Source organism: Propionivibrio sp., assembly GCF_047602565.1.
In the GTDB taxonomy this organism is placed as follows: domain Bacteria; phylum Pseudomonadota; class Gammaproteobacteria; order Burkholderiales; family Rhodocyclaceae; genus Propionivibrio.
The window spans coordinates 1,845,375-1,866,010 of record NZ_JASGGX010000001.1 but is presented as its reverse complement, the minus strand read 5'-3'; the positions used below and the strand labels follow the sequence as shown (position 1 = coordinate 1,866,010).

The following is a 20,636-nucleotide window of genomic DNA, read 5'->3' as shown; positions in this document are numbered from 1 at the left end:
TCCCTTGGGCGCTCCCGCTAACGGCGGGCGTCGAGCGCCAGGTTCAGGGCCAGCACGTTGACCCGCGGCTCGCCGAAGATACCCCATTGGCGGCCCTCGGTATATTGCGCGATCAACAAGCCGACGACGGCCGGGTCGAGACCGCGGCTGCGCGCCACGCGCTCGGCCTGGTAGGCCGCCGCCGCCGGGCTGATGTGCGGATCGAGGCCGCTGGCGGAGGCGGTGACGAGATCGGCCGGGATCGGCTGCGCGTTGTCCGGGTCGGCGGCGCGGAACGCCGCGATCCGGCGCTCGACCGCCTCGGCCAGCGCCGGGTTGAGCGGACCCTGGTTGGACCCGCCCGAGGCCGCCGCGTTGTACGGCATCGGCGCGGTCGCCGAGGGCCGGCCCCAGAAGTACTTCGGGTCGGCGAAATGCTGCCCGATCAGGCGGGAGCCGACCGCCCGGCCGTCCCGGACGATCAGGCTGCCGGCGGCGGCCTCGGGAAAGGCCGTGCGGGCGAGACCGGTGACGACGAGCGGATAGACGAGGCCGGTGATTACGCTCAGCAGCACGAACAGGCTGACGGCGGGACGCAACAGGTTATGCACGGATATCTCCTTTCGGTGCCGTTTCAGGCCAGGCCGGCGGCGGCGATCAGCAGGTCGATCAGCTTGATGCCGAGGAACGGGGCGGCGATGCCGCCGAGGCCGTAGACCGCCAGGTTGTTCCGCAGCAGCGTGGCGGCGCCGAGCGGCCGGTATTTGACGCCGCGCAGGGCCAGCGGGATCAGGACGACGATGATCAGGGCGTTGAAGATCACCGCCGAGAGGATCGCCGAGGCGGGGCTGGCCAGCGCCATGACGTTGAGCGCCGCCAGCTGCGGATAGGTGCTGACGAACGCCGCCGGGATGATGGCAAAGTACTTGGCGACATCGTTGGCGATGGAAAACGTGGTCAGCGAGCCGCGCGTCATCAGCATCTGCTTGCCGGTCTCGACGACCTCGATCAGCTTGGTCGGATTGGAATCGAGGTCCACCATGTTGCCGGCCTCCTTGGCCGCCTGCGTGCCGGTGTTCATGGCCACCGCCACGTCGGCCTGGGCCAGCGCCGGCGCGTCGTTGGTGCCGTCGCCGGTCATCGCCACCAGCCGGCCCTCGGCCTGGTAGCGGCGGATCAGCTGCAGCTTGGCCTCCGGCGTGGCTTCGGCGAGGAAGTCGTCGACGCCGGCCTCGGCGGCGATGGCGGCGGCCGTCATGCGGTTGTCGCCGGTGACCATCACCGTCTTGATGCCCATCCGGCGCAGTTCGGCGAAACGCTCCTTGATGCCGCCCTTGACGATGTCCTTCAGCTCGATGACGCCCAGCACGCGCACCTTGCCGCCGGCGGCGTCGGCCACCACCAGCGGCGTGCTGCCGCGGCGGGCCGCCGCGTCGACCCCGGCGGCCACGGATTTCGGGACGCTGCCGCCCTGCGTCTCGACGAACGCCCGGATGGCGTCGGCCGCGCCCTTGCGGATCTGCCGCTCGCCCAGGTTGACGCCGCTCATGCGCGTCTGCGCCGTGAAGTGCACGAAGCGCGCGCCGAGCGCGTGGATGTCGCGCTCACGCAGCTGGAAGCGCTGCTTGGCCAGCACCACGATGCTGCGCCCCTCGGGCGTCTCGTCGGCGAGCGAGGCGAGCTGCGCGGCGTCGCCCAGTTCGGCCTCGCTGACGCCGTCGGCGGGCAGGAAGTCCGACGCCTGGCGGTTGCCCAGGGTGACCGTGCCGGTCTTGTCGAGCAGCAGCACGTCCACGTCGCCCGCCGCTTCGACCGCGCGGCCGGACGTGGCGATGACGTTGGCCTGCATCATGCGGCTCATGCCGGCGACGCCGATGGCCGAGAGCAGGCCGGCGATGGTCGTCGGGATCAGGCAGACGAGCAGCGCGACCAGCCCGGTGATGGTGACCGGCGTGCCGGCCTGCGCGACGTCAACGCCGAACAGCGAGAACGGCAGCAGGGTGACCGTCACGCCGAGGAAAACGATGGTCAGCGCGACCAGCAGGATGGTCAGGGCGATCTCGTTCGGCGTCTTCTGGCGCTTGGCGTTCTCGACCATGGCGATCATGCGGTCCACGAAGGTTTCCCCCGGATTGGCCGTGACGCGCACGACGATCCAGTCGGACAGCACGCGCGTGCCGCCGGTGACCGACGAGAAGTCGCCGCCGGCTTCGCGGATCACCGGCGCCGACTCGCCGGTGATCGCCGACTCGTCGACCGAGGCGACGCCCTCGATGACTTCGCCGTCGGCCGGGATGACTTCCTGCGCCGCGACGAGCACCACGTCGCCCTTGCGCAGATCGCCGGCCGGCGTCATTTTCCATTGCGCGTTCAACGCGCGGCGCGTACAGCTTCTTGGACCAGGTTTCCTTTTTCAGCCCGCGCAGCGAGGCCGCCTGCGCCTTGCTGCGCCCTTCGGCCAGGGCCTCGGCGAAGTTGGCGAAGAGGACCGTGAACCACAGCCACAGGGCCACGGCGAGCACGAAGCCAGCCGGCGCCTCGCCCTGTCCCGTGAGCGCGTGCAGCCACAGGACGGTGGTCAGCAGGCTGGCGACATAGACCACGAACATCACCGGATTGCGCCATTGCACGGCCGGGTTGAGTTTGCGGCAGGCGTCCAGCATGGCGGGGACGGCCAGTTCCGGGTCGAACAGGGCGAACGTCTTGCGGGTCATCGTCGTTCTCCGGTCAATGGTCAATGGGCGGCGAAGAGCATCAGCTGCTCGACGATCGGGCCGAGCGCCAGCGCCGGCACGTAGTTGAGCAGGCCGACCAGCAGCACCACGCCGATCAGCAGCGCCACGAACAGCGGCCCGTGCGTCGGCAGCGTGCCCGCGGTGACCGCCAGGCGCTTCTTGGCGGCCAGCGAACCGGCGATGGCCAGCACCGGCACGATCACGCCGAAGCGGCCGAACCACATGGCCAGTCCGAGCAGCGTGTTGTAGAACGGCGTGTTGGCGGACAGCCCGGCGAACGCGCTGCCGTTGTTGTTGGCGGCGGAGGTGAAGGCGTAGAGGATTTCCGAGAAGCCGTGCGCGCCGGGGTTGCCGACGCCCGCGCGGCCGTCGGCGGCGATCACCGCGACGGCGGTGCCGATCAGCACCAGCAGCGGCGTCACCAGGATGGCGAGCGAAGTCATCTGCATCTCGTAGGTCTCGATCTTCTTGCCGAGGTATTCCGGCGTGCGTCCGATCATCAGCCCGGAGATGAACACCGCCAGGATGGCGAAGACCAGCATGCCGTACAGGCCGGCGCCGGTGCCGCCGAAGACCACTTCGCCGAGCTGCATCAGGACCAGCGGCACCATGCCGCCGAGCGGCGTGAACGAATCGTGCATGGCGTTGACCGCGCCGCAGGAGGCCGCGGTGGTGACGGCGGCGAACAGGCCGGAGTCGGCGATGCCGAAGCGGGCTTCCTTGCCCTCCATGTTGCCGGCCGCCGGGTCGACGCCGAGCGTGGACAGCAGCGGATTGCCCTGCTGCTCGTAGTACATCGCCGCGGCGGCCAGCGCGACGAACATCACCGCCATCGCCGCCAGCAAGGCCCAGCCCTGGCGCGTGTCGCCGACCATGCGTCCGAAGGTGAAACAGAGCGCGCCCGGCAGCAGGAAGATCGACAGCATCTGTACGAAGTTGGTCAGCGGCGTCGGGTTTTCGTAGGGATGCGCCGAGTTGGCGTTGAAGAAGCCGCCGCCGTTGGTGCCGAGCATCTTGATCGCTTCCTGCGAGGCCACCGGCCCCATGGCCAGGGTCTGCGTCCGCGTCGCGGCGGGATCGGCGACGATCGCGCCGGCGGCGTCCCGGACCGGCTGGCCGGCGCCGTCGAGCCGGGGCGTCTCGTAGTTGACGACCTCCAGCGTGGCCACGTCCTGGTAGGCGGCGAAGTTCTGGATGCTGCCCTGGCTGACCAGGAAGAGCGCGTAGACCAGGGAAATCGGCAGCAGGACGTACAGCGTGATGCGCGCGAGGTCCACCCAGGCGTTGCCGATGCCCGCCGCCGTATGGCGCGCGAAGCCGCGGATCAGCGCGGCGGCGACGGCGATGCCGGTGGCGGCGGAAAGGAAGTTCTGCACCGTGAGCGCGAGCATCTGCGTCAGGTAGCTCATCGTCGCCTCGCCGGCGTAGCCCTGCCAGTTGGTGTTCGCCACGAAGCTGACGGCCGTGTTGAACGCCGAGTCAGGGGAAACGTTGGCCATGTCCTGCGGATTGAGCGGCAGCCATGCCTGCAGGCGCTGCAGCGCATAGACGGCGAACACGCCGACCGCGTTGAACAGGATGATGGCCAGGGCGTAGCGCAGCCAGTCCATCTCCTCGTCCGGCCGGATGCCGCACAGGCGGTACAGCGGCCGCTCGGTTCTGCGGACGAAGCCGAACTCGCCGGCCACCACCTTGGCGAGGTAGACGCCCACCGGCTTGATCGCAAGCAGCAGGACGGCCATGAAGAGGCCGAGCAGCGTCCAGGCGTGCGTGGTCATGAAAAGTCCTCCGGCTTGAGCAGTACGGCGACCAGGTAAACCAGCAGGCCGGCGGCGGCGAGGCCGCCGAGAACGTAGAGCCAGGTCATCGGCCGCCTCCCAGCCGGGCGCAGCCGGCGGCAAGGCCGATGGTCAGGGCGACCAGCGCTCCGAGGAGCGCGAGCAAGGCGATATCCATGGCAGATTCCGCGGTTGTTTTGACGGACTCATGCTAGGCGGCCGCGCGTCAAGATGGCAGCAAGATATGGGCGTCCGCCGTCAAGAAAACGTAAAGGCGGCGGCGCGCCGTCGCTGCCGGCGACGGGATGCGGGGATGTCGCGGGACGAAAAAAAAGACCCGGCGCCGGCGCCGGGTCTCGTTCATGGAGCGGGCGGGCCGATCAGCCGGCGAGCACGCCCTCGACGGCTTCGGCCACCTTGGCCGCGGTGATGCCGAGGAACTCGAAGACCTGCGCGGCCGGGCCGCACTCGCCGAAGCGGTCGATGCCGACCACCGCGCCTTCCAGGCCGACGTACTGGCGCCAGTAGCCGGTCACGCCCGCCTCGACGGCGACGCGCGGAATGCCGCGCGGCAGCACGGCCTCGCGCCAGGCGGCGTCCTGCTGCTCGAAGATGAAGGACGAGGGCAGCGACACGACGCGCACCGGGATGCCCTTCTCGGCCAGCGTCTGCTGCGCGGCGACGGCCAGCGCGACTTCCGAGCCGGTGGCGATGATCACCGCCTTGGGCGTGCCGGCGCAGTCCTTGAGCACGTAGCCGCCCTTGCGGATGGCGGCGATCTGCGCGGCGTCGCGCGGCTGGTGCGCCAGGTTCTGGCGGGTGAGGATCAGCGCGGTCGGCGTCGCGCGGTGCTCCAGCGCGACCTGCCAGGCGACGAAGGCTTCGACGCTGTCGCACGGGCGCCACACGTCGAGGTTGGGCATCATGCGCAGGGTGGCCGTCTGCTCGATCGGCTGGTGCGTGGGGCCGTCCTCGCCGACGCCGACCGAGTCGTGGGTGAACACGTAGATCGGGTTGATCCGCATCAGCGCGGCCATGCGGATGGCGTTGCGCGCGTATTCGGAGAACATCAGGAAGGTGCCGCCGAAGGGGCGGAAGCCGCCGTGCAGCACGGCGCCGTTCATGATCGCGGCCATGCCGAACTCGCGCACGCCGTAATGGATGTAGTTGCCGCCCTGGTCAATGGTGTCCGGCTTGATCTCGCAGCAGCCCTTCCATTGCGTCAGGTTGGACGGCGCCAGGTCGGCCGAGCCGCCGAGGAACTCGGGCACCACCGGGGCGAGCGCCTGGATGGCGTTCTGCGACGACTTGCGCGTGGCGATGGTCTCGCCCTTGGCGGCGATGGCCTGCAGCGCCTCGGCCGACGCGGCGGCGTAATCGGCGCGCAGGTCCTTCTTCATGCGGCGTTCGAATTCGGCGGCGAGTTCGGGGTAGGCCTGGCGGTAGGCGGCGAACTTCTCCGCCCAGGCGGCCTGCTGCTGCGCGCCAGCGGCGTGGGCGTCCCACGCCGCGTACACGTCCTGCGGCACCTCGAACGGGCCGTCGGTGATGCCGAGCGCGGCGCGCGTGGCGGCGACCTCGTCCTTGCCCAGCGGCGCGCCGTGCACGTCGTGCGTGCCGGCCTTGTGCGGCGAACCCTTGCCGATCACCGTCTTGCAGCAGATCAGCGTCGGCCTGTCGTGCTGCGCCTTGGCCGCGGCGATGGCGCGGTCGACGGCGTCAACGTCGTGGCCGTCGACGGCGCGGATGACGTTCCAGCCGTAGGCTTCGAAGCGCTTCGGCGTGTCGTCGGTGAACCAGCCGTTGACGTGCCCGTCGATGGAGATGCCGTTATCGTCGTACAGGGCGATCAGCTTGGAGAGCCTCCAGGTGCCGGCCAGCGAGCAGGCTTCGTGCGAGACGCCCTCCATCATGCAGCCGTCGCCCATGAAGGTGTAGGTGTAGTGGTCGACGATCGCGTGGCCGTCGCGGTTGAACTCGGCGGCCAGCAGCTTTTCCGCCAGCGCCATGCCGATGGCGTTGCTGACGCCCTGGCCGAGCGGGCCGGTGGTCGTTTCGACGCCGGGCGTGTGGCCGTATTCGGGGTGGCCGGGCGTCTTGCTGTGCAGCTGGCGGAAGCGCTTCAGCTCGTCGAGCGGCAGGTCGTAGCCGGTCAGGTGCAGCAGCGAGTAGAGGAGCATCGAGCCGTGCCCGTTGGACAGCACGAAGCGGTCCCGGTCCGCCCACTTCGGATCGGCCGGGTTGTGTTTCAGGTGGCGTTTCCATAGCGCCACGGCGATTTCCGCCATGCCCATCGGAGCGCCCGGATGTCCCGAGTTGGCCGCCTGCACACCGTCCATGGCCAGAACGCGGATGGCGTTCGCCAGTGAAGCCTGAGAAACCATGAGTCTTTACTCCTGAAACGAGAGATGAACGGAACGGGTTGCCATGCCTGCGCAGCGGCCTGGATGCTGCCTCAATGCCGCCTCGGCGCCGGACGGGCCCCGCGGATGATTTGACGCTGGTTGCCTTTACAAAAGTATTTCATTTTATCCAAATGTGACGCCGCTGTCAGTACGAAACACGGCGCGAAACGCCGCGGCGCGTCGTCGGGCCGGGTTCCATCGACGTCGCGGACGACCGGCCGGCGGTTCATCGGGGTCTCCTGGCAGGTCTCCTGCGGAACGGGGATGGCGGGAAAAAGCCGGTTTTCCGGCCGGGGCGGGAAGCGCGGACTCGCGGGAATCCGACGCCTTGGGGCATGCCGCGAAGTATACCGGGAAACGGACCGCGGTTTGCCCGAAGCGCGTTTTGCGGACTAAAGTGTCGGGAAGGGTATCTCATTCATCCTCGGCATCGGGTGGTGCCGCCCGCCAGGGGCGGAAGACGGAGGAGGCATGGCTCTCTACGAAATGCGCAAGTTCGTGGCGCCGGAGTTCATCTTCGGAGTGGGTTCGCGGCGGCGGGTCGGCTTCTACGCGCGGAACATGATGGCCCGGCGGGTGCTGGTCGTCAGCGACGAAGGCGTGGTGAAGGCCGGCTGGCTCGACACCGTGCGCGGCGACCTGGAGGAGGCCGGCATCTCCTCGGCGGTGTTCACCGCCCTGACCCCCAACCCCAAGGATCACGAAGTGATGGCCGGCGCGCAGGTGTACGCCCGCGAGCGCTGCGACGTGATCGTCGCGCTCGGCGGCGGCAGCGCCATCGACTGCGCCAAGGGTATCGGCATCGTGCATGCCAGCGGCCGGGAGATCGGCGAGTTCGAGGGGATCGACCGCGTCGAGGTGCCGGGGCCGCCGCTGCTCTGCCTGCCGACCACCGCCGGGTCGTCGGCGGACATTTCGCAGTTCTGCATCATCGTGAACTCGCCGGCGCGCTACAAGATGGCGATCATCAGCAAGACCGTGGTGCCCGACGTGGCGCTCGTCGACCCGGAAACGACGCTGACCCTGGACCCGTATCTGACCGCCTGCACGGGCATCGACGCGCTGACCCACGCCATCGAGGCCTACGTGTCGACGGCCAGTTCGCCGGTGGTCAACGTGCACGCGCTGGCCGCGATCCGGCTGGTCCGGGACAACCTCGCAGCGGCCGTCTGGTCGCCCGGCGACGTCGCGGCGCGCGAGAACATGTCGCTGGCCAGCCTGCAGGCGGGCCTGGCGTTCTCCAACGCCAGCCTCGGCGCGGTGCATGCGCTGGCGCATCCGCTCGGCGGCTTCCTCGACCTGCCGCACGGCGAATGCAACGCGCTGCTGCTGGAGCACGTGGTCCGCTTCAATTTCCCGGCGGCGGCGGAGCGCTACCGCCGGATCGCCGCCGAACTCGGCATCGACGCGCGCGGAATGAGCGACGGCGAATGCGCCCTGCGCCTCGCCGGCGAGCTCGCCGCCCTGCGCGCCCGCGTGGGCATCGCCGGCGGGCTGGCGGAGCGCGGCGTGCGCGCGGCCGATCTGCCGGAACTGGCGGCGCACGCGGTGAAGGACGCCTGCATCTTTACCAACCCGAGGCGCGTCTCGCCGGGCGACGCGCAGGCGATCTACGGCGATGCCACCTGACACCGACGACTGGGACGGGCGCAAGGACCAGATCATCGGCCTGGGCGAGCGCTCCTTCCGCAAAAGCTACTATCCGCAGCTGCGCGAGAACCTCGACCGGCTGGAACGGTTCCGCACCCTGCTCGACCGCACCACCGACTGCGTGGTGATGGTGGCGCTGCCCGAAGGCGACGTCTCGGACGCCAACGCGGCGCTCGGCCGCCTGCTCGGGCAGCCGACCGCCAGCCTGCTCGGCCGGCCCTTCGCCTCGCTGGGCCTGGGCGACGCGGCCGACGTGCTCGAAACGCTGCGCCGCGAGGCGCAATCCGCCGCCTCGCTGGCCGAGCTGCCGGCCCATTCCGACATCACCGAATTCGTCCGCGACGGCCGCACCATCTGGCTCGAACTGTCGTACCGGCTGGCGGTACTCGACGGGCGCAGCTACGGGGTGATCGTCGGCCGCGACGTGACCGAGCGCAAGCTGGCGCAGGACATGGCGGACGCGCTGCTGGCCGAGAAGGAGGCCCTGCTCGACAACGCGCTGGTCGGCATCGCCATGGTGCGCAACCGCCGCATCGTGCTGTGCAACCGGCGCATGGAAGAGATTTTCGGCTATCCGATGGGCGGCATGAACGGCCATTCGACGCGCATCCTCTACGAGAGCGACGAGGCGTTCCGCGACGTGGGCAGCGAGGCCTACGGCCGGCTCGGGCAGGGGCGGACGTTCTCCGTCTCGCAGCCGATGGCGCGCGCCGACGGCAGCCATTTCTGGGGCGAGCTGGCGGGCCGCTGCATCGACCCCGAGCATCCCGACGACGGCAGCATCTGGATACTTTCCGACATCACCGAGCGCAAGCGGGCCGAGGAGCGGGCGGAATTCCTTTCCTACCACGACGCGCTGACCGGCCTGCCCAACCAGCTGCTGCTCAAGGACCGGCTGCAGCAGGCGATCGCCTTTTCCAACACCACCGGCACCAAGATCGCGCTGCTCATCCTCGACCTCGACCGCTTCAAGACGATCAACGATTTCCTCGGGCACGCCGCGGGCGACCGGCTGCTGGTCAACGTCGCCGGGCGGCTGCTCAAGCGCGTGCGCAAGACCGACACGGTGAGCCGGCAGGGCGGCGACGAGTTCCACCTGCTGCTGACCAACCTGGCCGAGCCCGACGCCATCGTCACCTTCCTCGGCGAGCTGATGGACAGCATGCAGCAGCCGTACGCGATCGAAGGCAAGGAGCTGACCATCTCGGTCTCGGTGGGCATCGCCATCTATCCCGAGGACGGCGCCGACTTCCAGGCGCTGCTCAAGCGGGCGGACATGGCGATGTACCGGGCCAAGGACTCGGGGCGCAACGCCTACCGCTTCTTCAACCAGGAGATGAACGAGGACGCGGTCGAGCAGATCACCATGCACGCCGGCCTGTGGCGGGCGGTCGAGGCGGAGCAGTTCGTGCTGCACTACCAGCCCCAGTTCGATCTGCGGAGCGGGCGCCTGATCGGCGCCGAGGCGCTGATCCGCTGGAACCACCCCGATCTCGGGCTGGTCTCGCCGGGGCGCTTCATCCCGGTGGCCGAGGAGGCCGGGCTGATCGTGCAGATCGGCGACTGGGTCCTGCGCGAGGCGTGCCGGGAGGCGGCCCGCTGGCGCGACGCCGGCGCGCCGGGCCTGGTGATCGCGGTCAACCTGTCGGCGGTGCAGTTCAAGCGCGGCGACATCGAGCGCTCGGTGGCCCGGGCGCTGGCCGATTCCGGCCTCGCACCGGAACAGCTGGAGCTCGAACTGACCGAATCGATCCTGATCCGCGACAGCGAACACATGCTGTCCACGGTCAAGCGGCTCAAGCACATGGGCATCAAGCTGTCGATCGACGATTTCGGGACGGGCTATTCGAGCCTGTCCTACCTCAAGCGCTTCGAGGTGGACAAGCTGAAGATCGACCAGACCTTCGTCCGCGATCTCGTCTCCAACCCGGAGGACGCCGCGATCGTGCGCGCGATCATCCAGATGGCGCACAGCCTCGGCCTGAAGACCATCGCCGAGGGCGTCGAGACGCAGCAGGTGCTCGATACGCTGGGCGGCTACGAGTGCGACGAGGTACAGGGCTTCTGGTGCGGGCGCCCGGTTCCCGCCGAGGCCTTCGCGGCCTTCCTGGCGGGGCCGCCGTAGCGCGCCGCGGGCTTGCCGCCGCGCCCGGGCGCGCCTGCGGCCGGCCGCCTCAGCCCGCCGGAGCCAGCACGATCGCCGCCAGCGGCGGCAGCGTCAGGACCAGCGAATGCGCGCGGGCCATCCAGGGCTTTTCCTCGGCTTCGAGCAGGCCGGCGCCGTTGCCGACGTCGCTGCCGCCGTAGACCGCCGCGTCGGTGTTCAGCACTTCCCGGTAGCGCCCGCCGCACGGCACGCCGATGCGGTAATCGCGCCGCGGCACCGGCGTCAGGTTGAGCACCACCGCCAGCTGTTCGCCGTCGTTGCCCTTGCGCAGGTAGCTGATCACCGACTGCTGCGCGTCGTTGCAGTCGATCCACTCGAAGCCCTGCCAGTCGAATTCGTGGCGGTGCAGCGCCGGTTCGGCCCGATACAGCCGGTTCAGGTCGCGCACCAGGCGCTGCATGCCCTGGTGCAGCGGATAGTCCAGGACGTACCAGTCGAGGATGCCGGTGCTGTCCCACTCCCTGCCCTGGCCGAACTCGGTGCCCATGAACAGCAGCTTCTTGCCCGGATGGGTGAACTGGTAGGCGTAGAGCGCCCGCAGGTTGGCGTGCTTCTGCCACTCGTCGCCGGGCATGCGGTGGAGCATCGAGCCCTTGCCGTGCACCACCTCGTCGTGCGAGAACGGCAGCATGAAATTCTCGGTGAAGCAGTACAGCATGCTGAAGGTCAGCATGCCGTGGTGGTACTGGCGGTGGACCGGCTGGTGCGCCATGTAGCGCAGGGTGTCGTTCATCCAGCCCATGTTCCACTTGAGGTCGAAGCCCAGGCCGCCGAGGTAGGTCGGCCGGCTGACCTGCGGCCACGAGGTCGATTCCTCGGCGATCATCAGGATGCCGGGGCACTGCTGGTGCACGGCCACGTTCAGTTCGCGCAGGAAGTCGATGGCCACCAGGTTCTCGCGGCCGCCGTGCGCGTTGGGCACCCACTCGCCTTCCTCGCGCGAGTAGTCGAGGTAGAGCATCGAGGCGACGGCGTCGACGCGCAGGCCGTCGATGTGCATCTCCTCCAGCCAGAAGACGGCGCTGGAAAGCAGGAAGCTCTTCACCTCGTTGCGCCCGAAATTGAAGATCAGCGTCGACCAGTCCTTGTGCTCGCCGAGGCGCGGGTCGGCGTGCTCGTAGAGCGCGGTGCCGTCGAAGCGCGCCAGGCCGTGCGCGTCCTTGGGGAAATGCGCGGGCACCCAATCGAGCAGCACGCCGATGCCGTTGCGGTGGCAATGGTCGACGAAGTAGCGGAAGTCGTCGGGATCGCCGAAGCGGCTGGTCGGCGCGAAATAGCCGGTGACCTGGTAGCCCCAGGACGGATCGTAGGGATGCTCGGTGATCGGCAGCAGTTCGACGTGGGTGAAGCCCATGTCCAGCACGTAGTCCACCAGGCGGTGCGCCGCCGCGCGGTAATCCAGGAAGCCGCCCTCGGCGTCGCGCTGCCACGAGCCGAGATGCACCTCGTACACCGACATCGGCTGGTGCTGCCAGTCGTATTGCCGGCGCCGGGCCATCCAGTCGCCGTCGCCCCAGGCATAGCCGGCGCGGTGCGGGACGATCGTGCCGGTGCGCGGGCGCAGCTCGTGGCGCTGCCCGTAGGGGTCGGCCTTGAGCAGGATTTCGCCGCTCTCGCGGTTGCGGATCTCGTACTTGTAGATCTGGCCCGGCTCCAGGTCGGGGATGAACAGTTCCCACAGGCCGCTGCCGCCGCGCACGCGCATCGGATGGCGCCGTCCGTCCCAGGCGTTGAAGTCGCCGACCACGCTGACCCGCGCGGCGTTGGGCGCCCACACGGCGAACAGCACGCCGGCCACGCCGTCGGCCTCGTGCTCGTGCGCGCCGAGGAAGCTGCCGGCGTGGCGGTGCCTGCCTTCGGCGAAGAGGTGCAGGTCGAGGTCGCCGAGCTGCGGCATGAACGTATACGGGTCGCGCGCGAAGTGCTCCCGGCCCTGCCCGTCGCGCCAGATCAGGCCGTAGTGCGGCGGCAGGTCGCGGCCGTCGCCGCGCCATTCGAAATGGTCGCTGCCCGGCTTGCGCGCCATGACCCGGTCCCCTTCGGCAATGCGCACTTCCGCCGCGCCGGGCAGAAAGACGCGCACGACGGCGTCGTTCCCTTCGGCATGATGGCGCCCGAGGACGGAGAAGGGATCGTGGTGGCGCGCTTCGGCGATCTGCCGCAAGGCGCTGGCGAGCGAGGACTGGGGCATGTTTCTTCCTTCCTGTGAATGAACGCGGATGGGGCGGGCTACGTCCGGCGGATTTGCCGCAACAGGACCAGGGAGCGTCCCTGCAGCGGAATGATGCCGCCTCGGGCGTAGTATTTTTCCGCATTTTGCATGCCGGGGTCGCCGGTGTCGATGGCGATCCGCCAGCGCCGGTGCCCCTGGAAGCCGGGAATCTGGAACGGCATCGTCTCGTGGTAGGCGTTGATCAGCAGCAGGAAATCGTCGTCGCTCGCCGGCTGGCCGCGTTCGTCGTGCTCCCCGATGGCATCGCCCGCGAGATACATGCCGAGGCATTGCGCGAATCCCTGGTTCCATTCGGCGTCGCTCATTTCCAGACCCTCCGGATTGAACCATAGGATGTTTTTGTCGCCGCCGCCCGAGCCGTGCGGGCTGAAGAAGCTGTGCCGGCGGAAGATCCGGTGCTGCCGGCGCAGGCCGACGACGCGGCAGACGAAGTCCAGGAAGGCCCGGTCCTCGGCTTCGAGGTCCCAGTCGATCCAGCTGATTTCGTTGTCCTGGTTGTAGGCGTTGTTGTTGCCGCCCTGGGTGCGCCCCATCTCGTCGCCGGCGACGAGCATCGGCACGCCCTGCGAGAGGAACAGCGTGGCCAGCAGGTTGCGCTTCTGGCGGGCGCGCAGGGCGAGGATTTCCGGATCGTCGGTCGGCCCTTCCGTGCCGCAGTTCCAGCTCAGGTTGTGCGCTTCGCCGTCCTGGTTCTTCTCGCCATTGGCCTCGTTGTGCTTTTTTTCGTGGCTCACCAGGTCGTGCAGGGTGAAGCCGTCGTGCGCGGTGATGAAATTGACGCTGGCGTACGGGCGGCGTCCGTTGTGCGCGTAGAGATCGCTCGACCCGGTCAGCCGGCTGGCCAGATCGCCGATCAGGCCGCCGTCGCCTTTCCAGAAGGCGCGCACCGCGTCGCGGTACTTGGCGTTCCACTCGCTCCAGCCGCCGGGGAAATTGCCGACCTGGTAGCCGCCCTCGCCGACGTCCCAGGGCTCGGCGATCAGCTTCACCCGCGAGAGCACCGGGTCCTGGCGGAGGATGTCGAGGAAGGCGCTGCGCCGGTCGAATTCGTGCGCCTCGCGCGCCAGCGTCGCCGCCAGGTCGAAGCGGAAGCCGTCGACATGCATTTCGCGCACCCAGTAGCGCAGCGAATCCGCGATCAGCTGCAGCACGCGCGGGTGCGTGGTGTCGAGCGTGTTGCCGCAGCCGGTGTAGTCGCGGTAGTAGCGCGGGTTGTCGGGCATCAGCCGGTAATAGGCGGCGTTGTCGATGCCGCGGAAGGACAGCGTCGGCCCGAGGTGGTTGCCTTCCGCGGTGTGGTTGTACACCACGTCGAGAATCACCTCGATGCCGGCGGCGTGCAGGGCCTTCACCATCGACTTGAATTCGTTGACCGCGTCGCCGGTGGCCGCGTAGCGCGGGTCCGGGGCGAAGAAGCCGAGCGTGTTGTAGCCCCAGTAGTTGCGCAGGCCGCGCGCGAGCAGGTGCCGGTCGTCGACGAAAAGATGGATGGGCATCAGCTCGACGGCCGTGATCCCGATCTGCCGCAGGTGCGCCAGCACCGGCGGGCTGGCCAGCGCCGCGTAGGTGCCGCGCTGCGCCTCGGGCACGTCGAGGTGGCGGATGGTGAAGCCCTTGACGTGCAGCTCGTAGATGACGGTGTCGCTCCACGCCGTGGCCGGCGGCGCGTCGTCGCCCCAGTCGAACTCAGGATCGACGACCTGCGCCTTGGGCATCAGCACCGCGTTGTCGCGCCAGTCGAACGAGAGGTCCTCGCGCTTCGCGCCGATCTTGTAGCCGAAGTCGGCGTCATGCCAGCGCAGGCGGCCGCCGACCGCGCGGGCGTAGGGATCGAGCAGCAGCTTGTTGGGGTTGAAGCGGTGGCCGTTCTCCGGTTCGTACGGGCCGTGCACCCGGTAGCCGTAGAGCTGGCCGGGCCGCGCGCCGGGCAGGTAGCCGTGCCACACGCCGTCGGTGCGCTCGCGCAGGACGATCCGCTCGACCTCCCGCCGTCCGCGCGGATCGAACAGGCACAGCTCGACTTTCCAGGCGTGTTCGGAGAACAGCGCGAAATTGACGCCGCTCCCGTCCCACGTCGCGCCCAGGGGATAGGGCTGGCCGGGCAATACGCTGATGCGTGTCTTGGTGATCATGGCATGTCGTCTGTCGTGAAGGAAGAAACGATCGACCGGGAGGCGGCCGAAAAGTTTTTTCGCGGCGGGGCCGCCGCCCGCGCCGCGATCCTCGATCAGCCGGCCGATTCAGTCGCCATTATCGGGCAAGTTCATGGCCATGAGGTTTCACGCGGCGGACGATCCGGGCGGCGCAGCGCGCCCGGCGAACGCCGTGGACGCGTCAGAACGACCAGGGAATCGTCGCGCGCCGGTGCACCGCCAGGGGCACGGCACCGTATTCGGCGCTGGAAACGCTGTCGAGGATGTTGCAGGCCGCGATCTGCCGCTGGCGCGCCTCGATGGCGGCGCGCCGGCGTTCGAGCAGTTCCCGGCGCGCCTCGAACGGGGCGTCGGGCAGCGGCGCGATGCCGCCGGCGAGGAAGGCGTCCTTGTCGAGCAGGTCGATGCGTTTGTCGCTGAGGCGCACCCACAGCAGGTCGCCGCTCACCAGCGTGCCGATGCCGCCGCCTTCGAAGGCTTCCGGCACCATGTGGCCGACGCAGGCGCCCTTGGTGACGCCGGAATAGCGGCCGTCGGTGACCATGATCGACGTTCTTTCGACCACGCCGTGGTGCCGCAGGTACTGGCTCGGGGCGAACATCTCCGGCATGCCGAAGGCGCGGGGGCCCTGTCCGGCGATGATGAAGGCGAAGGCCAGCGTGCCGTTGCTGACCATCGCCATCACGTCCTCGTCCGCCGGCGTGCCGTTGAAGCGGCGGAACGCGGCCAGGACGTCCGGCGTCAGTTCGGGCATGGCGCAGAGCGTTTGCTCCAGGCTGCTGGAACGCAGGTCCTGCGTGCATTGCATTTCGTTTTCGTAGTAGCGCACCACGAAGACCTTGCCGTTGAAGCGCTCGTAGGCGTCGGTTGACAGGCCGGAGACCTTGAGCGTGCAGGACGAGAAGAAGTTGCCGCGCATGATGTCGGTGCCGGAGATGTCGCGGACGGGCTTGAGGCGGATCACCGAGCGCTCCTGCGGCAGGGCGGGCGAGACGGCTTCCTTGAGCGCCGCGACGCGCTCGCCCCAGGAGCGGCCGGTGACCGTCGGCGCGTCCCAGCGCATCGGCACGCCGAGGTCCTGGAGCACCTTGTACAGGCTGGTCATGCCGTGGTGCAGGCCGGCGCGGGCCTGTTCGGCGAGCACGAAGGTGTCGCGTCCTTCCGTCAGGCTGTGCGCGAAGACGTCGGGCACCGGATGCGCGTCGCGTACCCGTTCGTAGTCGAACAGCGAGACGTCGAAGCCGGCGTGGCGCATGACGCAGGGCATGTGCAGCATCAGGTTGCTCGAACTGCCGGTGGCGTTGTGGATGCGCACGGCGTTGCCGTAGTTGTGCCTGAGGATTTCGCAGACGGAATATTCGGGCTTGTTGATCAGGCGGAACAGCTGGTTGACGTTGCGCGCGATCAGCGCGGTCGGCGCCTCGTCCACCAGCAGTTCCGAGCCTTCCGGCACGAAGCCGAGCGCGGAGACCAGCGTGCGCGTGGAGTTGCCGGTGCCGTTGAAGGCGCAGATGCCGCCCTTGTCGTCGCAGGTGGCGGCGGCCAGTTCGTCGAGGATCGCGTCGGCGGCCGGGCGGTCGATCAGGTGCTGCTCGACCGCGCGGTTGAGCATGCCGAGGAAGGCTTCGTCCGACGAGCATTGCAGGATGTAGCGGCAGTTTTCCTCGATGTCGTCGGCCAGCTGGGCGTCGCCGGCGGCGCGCGCGGCGTCCTGCACGTCCTGCAGCTTGCGGCGCGTGCCGGCGGGGATACTGCCGCCCTTGAGCACGTGGGCCGGGACGAAGACGGCCCACACCGGCGCGGCGCCGCGCTGCGGTTCGCGGCGCGCCCGGTCGGCGGCGGCCAGCCCGGAGAGGATGCCGGTCGGCGACTTGTCGCAGCCCGAGATGACGTAGGCGGCGTGATAGCTGTGGCCCTCGAAATTGATGTTGACCGTCATCGCGGTGTGGTTGCGCGAGGCCAGCGAATAGCTTTGCCCGATGTTGCTCTGGGCCGTGCCGTCGCAGATCACCGGCAGGCCGAAGGTGAACGGCACGCCGCCGTTCTGCCAGATGCGCGCCGCGGCGCGCAGGGCGTGTTCATGGTCGAACAGGTGCGCGGGATGGTCCGCCGAGCCCTGGATGATGCACACGCGCGGCCGGCCGCCGGCCAGCCGCTCAACGATGAGGCGCTGCGAATAGTCGCCCAGCCCGGCGAAGTCCGGCTCGCGGCGCAGCAAGGCTTCGGCGCGCCGGAGCAGCGCCAGCACGGTGACCGGTTCGTTGGCCAGCCCCTGGATGCAGGCACGGAAGGGGTTGGCGGCCTCCTCGACGAAGAGGTCGGCGAATTCGGGCGTGACGGTCGTGCTGGCGTTCATATCGGCTTTTATGGAAGGAGTCCGGGACGTTCGAGTCGGCGAAAGGGCAGGCCGGCAGGGCCTGTCCGAGGTTTGTAGTGCATTTTTTATAGATTGTACTATAACCGTGTTGACATTGACCCATATTCGGTGACAGACTGTAACAACCGATACGCCAGAAGGATGTCGGCGTCGTTTTTCCGCAGGTCCGCAGGAGTGAGAAAAACCTGTTCATCGGCTGTTTTTCACCGTCAACCATCGAACTGAGGAAACATGAATACAGGACTGTCAATTCTTCCCGGGGGGGCGCTGGACTTCGTTTCGCTCGGGGCGCTCATCCACCGTCTGGACACCGGGGTGGTGCCGTTCCGCAAGGCGACAGAATGCCGGATTCACGTGAGCGGCGGCGAGTTCAACTGCGCGGCCAACCTGGCGGACTGCTTCGGCATGAAGACGGGCATCGTGACGGCCATGGTCGATTATCCCGTCGGCGAGTTGATCGACGGCGCGGTCCGCGCCATGGGCGTGAAGCCCTTCTACAAGCGTTTCAAGCACGACGGGGTGAGCGGGCCGAACATGGCCACGGTCTATAGCGACCGCGGCTTTGGCGTGCGTCCGCCCGTCGTCTTCTACAACCGCGCCAACGAGGCCGGCGGCCTGCTCAAGGCGGGCGATTTCAACTGGCAGGAAATCTTCGCCGGCGGCGTGCGCTGGTTCCATAGCGGCGGCATCTTCGCGGCGCTTTCCGAGACGACGCCGGACGTCATCGTGGAAGGCATGCAGGCCGCCAAGGCGGCCGGCGCCGTGGTGTCGCTCGACCTGAACTACCGGGCCAAGCTGTGGAACGTGGCCGGCGGGGAGTCGCGGGCCGTGGCGGTGCTCGACCGGATTCTCAAGCACGTCGACGTGCTGGTCGGCAACGAGGAGGACCTGCAGAAAAGCCTGGGCATCGCCGGGCCGGAGGTGGCCGCGAAATCCAAGCTCGATCCGAGCGCCTTTTTCGGCATGATCGACAGCGTCATCGAGAAGCATCCGCAGATCAAGATCGTGGCGACGACCCTGCGCGACGTGCATTCGACCAACCGCCACAGCTGGAGCGCGGTGGCCTGGGTCAAACGGCCGGACGTACGCCGCGCCGACGGCGGAGCTGGACGTCTACGACCGCATCGGCGGCGGCGACGGTTTCGCCGCGGGCTTCTTCTACGGCCTGCTGAGCGGCGAGCAGCCGGAAGACGCGCTGAAGCTGGGCTGGGCGCACGGCGCGCTGCTCACCTCCTTCCCCGGCGACGTGACGATGGCGTCGCTGGCCGAAGTGCGCGCGTTCGCCCAGGGCGGATCGGCGCGCGTCCAGCGCTGAACGGGCAGTCAGAACCCGGCGCGAGGGGAGAGGCGAATGACCAAGACGGAGCGGCTGTTCCGGCTGTTCGGCAGGCAGATCGCCCAGGGCGAATACGAGCCCGGGACGGCGCTGCCTTCCGAGGCCGAGCTGTGCAACCGGTTCGAGGTGTCGCGCAACGTCATGCGCGAAATCATCAAGATGCTGTCCACCAAGCGGCTGATCGACGCGCAGCCCCATCGCGGCCTGTTCGTCATGCCCAGCGAGCAGTGGAACTACCTGGACGCCGACGTGCTGGAATGGGTCCTGGAAAAAGGCGCGAGTCCGGAGCTGGTGCGTTCGCTGATCGAGGTGCGCAGCCTGATCGAACCGACCATTTCGCGCTGGGCGGCGGAACGGGCGACGGCGGTGGACCTGGTCGACATCGAGGCCAATTTCAACGCGATGGCGGCCAACCGCATGAACGTCGAGGCGTTCCACGAGGCGGACATCCGCTTCCATCGCGCCGTGCTGGTGGCCTCGCACAATCTGGTCATCCAGCAGTTGAGCGACGCGGTCAGCGCCCTGCAGCGGGCCATCTTCGATTTCACGTTCGAGACCGGGGCCGCGCACATGGATCGGACGGTGCGCCAGCATCTCGAACTGTTCGATGCCATTCGCTGCAAGAATCCGGGCGCCGCGGAAGAAGCCTCGCGGCGCATGGTGACGCATACCGCCAGCCGAGCCGTTGCGATGCTCGACGAGGCGGAGGTGTCGGTTTAGTTTTTGTTGTTGTACCGGAAGTCAATTCTTAATTTACGAGGAGTCGAAGATGAATGGGGTATGCAAACGAGTCGCGTTGGCAGTGATGCTCGGAGCGTTTTCGGCCGGAAGCGCCCTTGCGGCGGTGACGGGCCGCGTGGGGCATGCGATGCCGGAAGACCACCCGCAGGCGAAGGCGATGAACAAGTTCGTCGAACTGGCGGCGAAGTACACCAACAACAACGTGCAGCTGAAGGCCTTCCACAGCGCGACGCTGGGCAGCGACGAGAAGATGCTGCAGGCCGTGCAGTCGGGCACGCAGGAGTTCTACATCGGCACGCTGGCCCCGTTCTCGGCGCGGGTCAAGGAAGTGCAGGTGTGGGATCTGCCGTTCCTGTTCGCCAACACCAAGGAAGTGTACACCGTGCTTGACGGCCCGGCGTGCAAGAAGATCCTCGACAAGCTCGATCCGATCGGCGTGCATGGCCTGATGTGGACCGGCATGGGCTTCCGCAACCTGTCCAACAGCAAGCGGCCGGTGACCAAGCTCGAAGACATCAACGGCCTGAAGATCCGCGTCATGGCCAACCCGGTGGCGCTGGAAACCTGGAAGACCCTGGGCGCCAACGCCGTGCCGATGGCCTTCGCCGAAGTGTTCACCGCGCTGGAGATCAAGGCCATCGACGGCCAGGAAAACCCGCTGGTGCACATGTATTCCAACAAGATGCAGGAAGTGCAGAAGTACATCTCCCTGTCCAACCACGTATACACGCCGGTGGCGCTGGTCGTCTCCAAGAAGTTCTGGGAAGGCCTCTCGGACGCCGACAAGGCGGGCGTGCAGAAGGCGGCCGACGAGGCCCGGCTCCTGCAGCGCCAGCTGCTCGACGATGGCGACAAGGACGTGATCAAGAAATTCGGCGAAGCGGGCGTCAAGGTCGATGCCATCCCGCCGGCCGAGCTCACCAAGATCCAGGACAAGGTCAAGCCGGTCATCGCCAAATTCGCGCCGCAGATCGGCGAGGACTTCCTCAAGGAATTCCAGGCCGAGATCGAGAAGGTGCGTTCGGGCAAATAAGGGATCGGGAATAGCCCCGACGGCGGGGGAAGCGGCGACAGGCTTTCCC

At 68.2% G+C, this 20,636-nt stretch carries 14 protein-coding genes; 5 read left to right on the top strand and 9 right to left on the bottom strand.

Annotated elements, in window-relative coordinates; translation table 11 throughout:
- Positions 1–17: 17 nt before the first annotated feature.
- The 5 genes from kdpC to tkt form a co-directional block, all read right to left on the bottom strand.
- Positions 18–590 carry a potassium-transporting ATPase subunit KdpC gene (kdpC, locus tag QM701_RS08670; protein ID WP_415166672.1) on the bottom strand — a complete coding sequence of 191 codons (573 nt, stop codon included), beginning with the start codon at positions 588–590 and terminating at the stop codon, positions 18–20.
- A gap of 23 nt (positions 591–613) precedes the next feature.
- Positions 614–2,335 (bottom strand): potassium-transporting ATPase subunit KdpB, encoded by a 1,722-nt coding sequence (kdpB, locus tag QM701_RS08665; protein ID WP_415166671.1) that lies wholly within the window; start codon positions 2,333–2,335, stop codon positions 614–616.
- 378 nt (positions 2,336–2,713) lie between these two features.
- On the bottom strand, positions 2,714–4,492 hold the full coding sequence (gene kdpA, locus QM701_RS08660; protein WP_415166670.1) for a potassium-transporting ATPase subunit KdpA: 1,779 nt from the start codon (positions 4,490–4,492) through the stop codon (positions 2,714–2,716).
- Positions 4,489–4,581, bottom strand: coding sequence for a K(+)-transporting ATPase subunit F (kdpF, locus tag QM701_RS08655; protein ID WP_415166669.1), 93 nt, complete (start codon positions 4,579–4,581; stop codon positions 4,489–4,491). The genes kdpA and kdpF overlap by 4 nt, the downstream gene beginning before the upstream one ends.
- A gap of 291 nt (positions 4,582–4,872) precedes the next feature.
- Positions 4,873–6,876, bottom strand: coding sequence for a transketolase (tkt, locus tag QM701_RS08650; protein WP_415166668.1), 2,004 nt, complete (start codon positions 6,874–6,876; stop codon positions 4,873–4,875).
- 492 nt (positions 6,877–7,368) lie between these two features.
- Between tkt and ercA the strand changes: the two genes are divergently transcribed.
- On the top strand, positions 7,369–8,526 hold the full coding sequence (ercA, locus tag QM701_RS08645) for an alcohol dehydrogenase-like regulatory protein ErcA (RefSeq protein WP_415166667.1): 1,158 nt from the start codon (positions 7,369–7,371) through the stop codon (positions 8,524–8,526).
- Entirely contained in the window at positions 8,516–10,672 is a 2,157-nt protein-coding gene (locus tag QM701_RS08640) for a putative bifunctional diguanylate cyclase/phosphodiesterase (protein ID WP_415166666.1), read from the top strand. The genes ercA and QM701_RS08640 overlap by 11 nt, the downstream gene beginning before the upstream one ends.
- A 49-nt stretch (positions 10,673–10,721) precedes the next feature.
- Here the strand turns inward: QM701_RS08640 and glgB are convergent, their stop codons facing one another.
- From glgB to QM701_RS08620, 4 genes are all read right to left on the bottom strand, one after another.
- Positions 10,722–12,905 (bottom strand): 1,4-alpha-glucan branching protein GlgB, encoded by a 2,184-nt coding sequence (glgB, locus tag QM701_RS08635; RefSeq protein WP_415166665.1) that lies wholly within the window; start codon positions 12,903–12,905, stop codon positions 10,722–10,724.
- A gap of 38 nt (positions 12,906–12,943) precedes the next feature.
- Positions 12,944–15,079 carry a glycogen debranching protein GlgX gene (gene glgX, locus QM701_RS08630; protein WP_415166664.1) on the bottom strand — a complete coding sequence of 712 codons (2,136 nt, stop codon included), beginning with the start codon at positions 15,077–15,079 and terminating at the stop codon, positions 12,944–12,946.
- A 202-nt stretch (positions 15,080–15,281) separates the two neighbouring features.
- Positions 15,282–17,456 carry a dihydroxy-acid dehydratase gene (locus QM701_RS08625; protein WP_415166663.1) on the bottom strand — a complete coding sequence of 725 codons (2,175 nt, stop codon included), beginning with the start codon at positions 17,454–17,456 and terminating at the stop codon, positions 15,282–15,284.
- Positions 17,457–17,723: 267 nt separating this feature from the next.
- A complete protein-coding gene (locus QM701_RS08620) occupies positions 17,724–18,509 on the bottom strand; it encodes a hypothetical protein (protein WP_415166662.1) in 786 nt (261 codons plus the stop codon).
- Between QM701_RS08620 and QM701_RS08615 the strand changes: the two genes are divergently transcribed.
- Genes QM701_RS08615 through QM701_RS08605 form a run of 3 tightly spaced genes read left to right on the top strand, consistent with a single transcriptional unit; the run spans position 18,466 to position 20,587 of the window.
- Positions 18,466–18,792 carry a PfkB family carbohydrate kinase gene (locus tag QM701_RS08615; protein ID WP_415169365.1) on the top strand — a complete coding sequence of 109 codons (327 nt, stop codon included), beginning with the start codon at positions 18,466–18,468 and terminating at the stop codon, positions 18,790–18,792. The two genes, QM701_RS08620 and QM701_RS08615, sit on opposite strands and share 44 nt — an antisense overlap.
- 36 nt (positions 18,793–18,828) lie before the next feature.
- A complete protein-coding gene (locus QM701_RS08610) occupies positions 18,829–19,533 on the top strand; it encodes a FadR/GntR family transcriptional regulator (RefSeq protein WP_415166661.1) in 705 nt (234 codons plus the stop codon).
- A gap of 49 nt (positions 19,534–19,582) precedes the next feature.
- Entirely contained in the window at positions 19,583–20,587 is a 1,005-nt protein-coding gene (locus tag QM701_RS08605) for a TRAP transporter substrate-binding protein (protein ID WP_415166660.1), read from the top strand.
- Positions 20,588–20,636 lie beyond the last annotated feature (49 nt).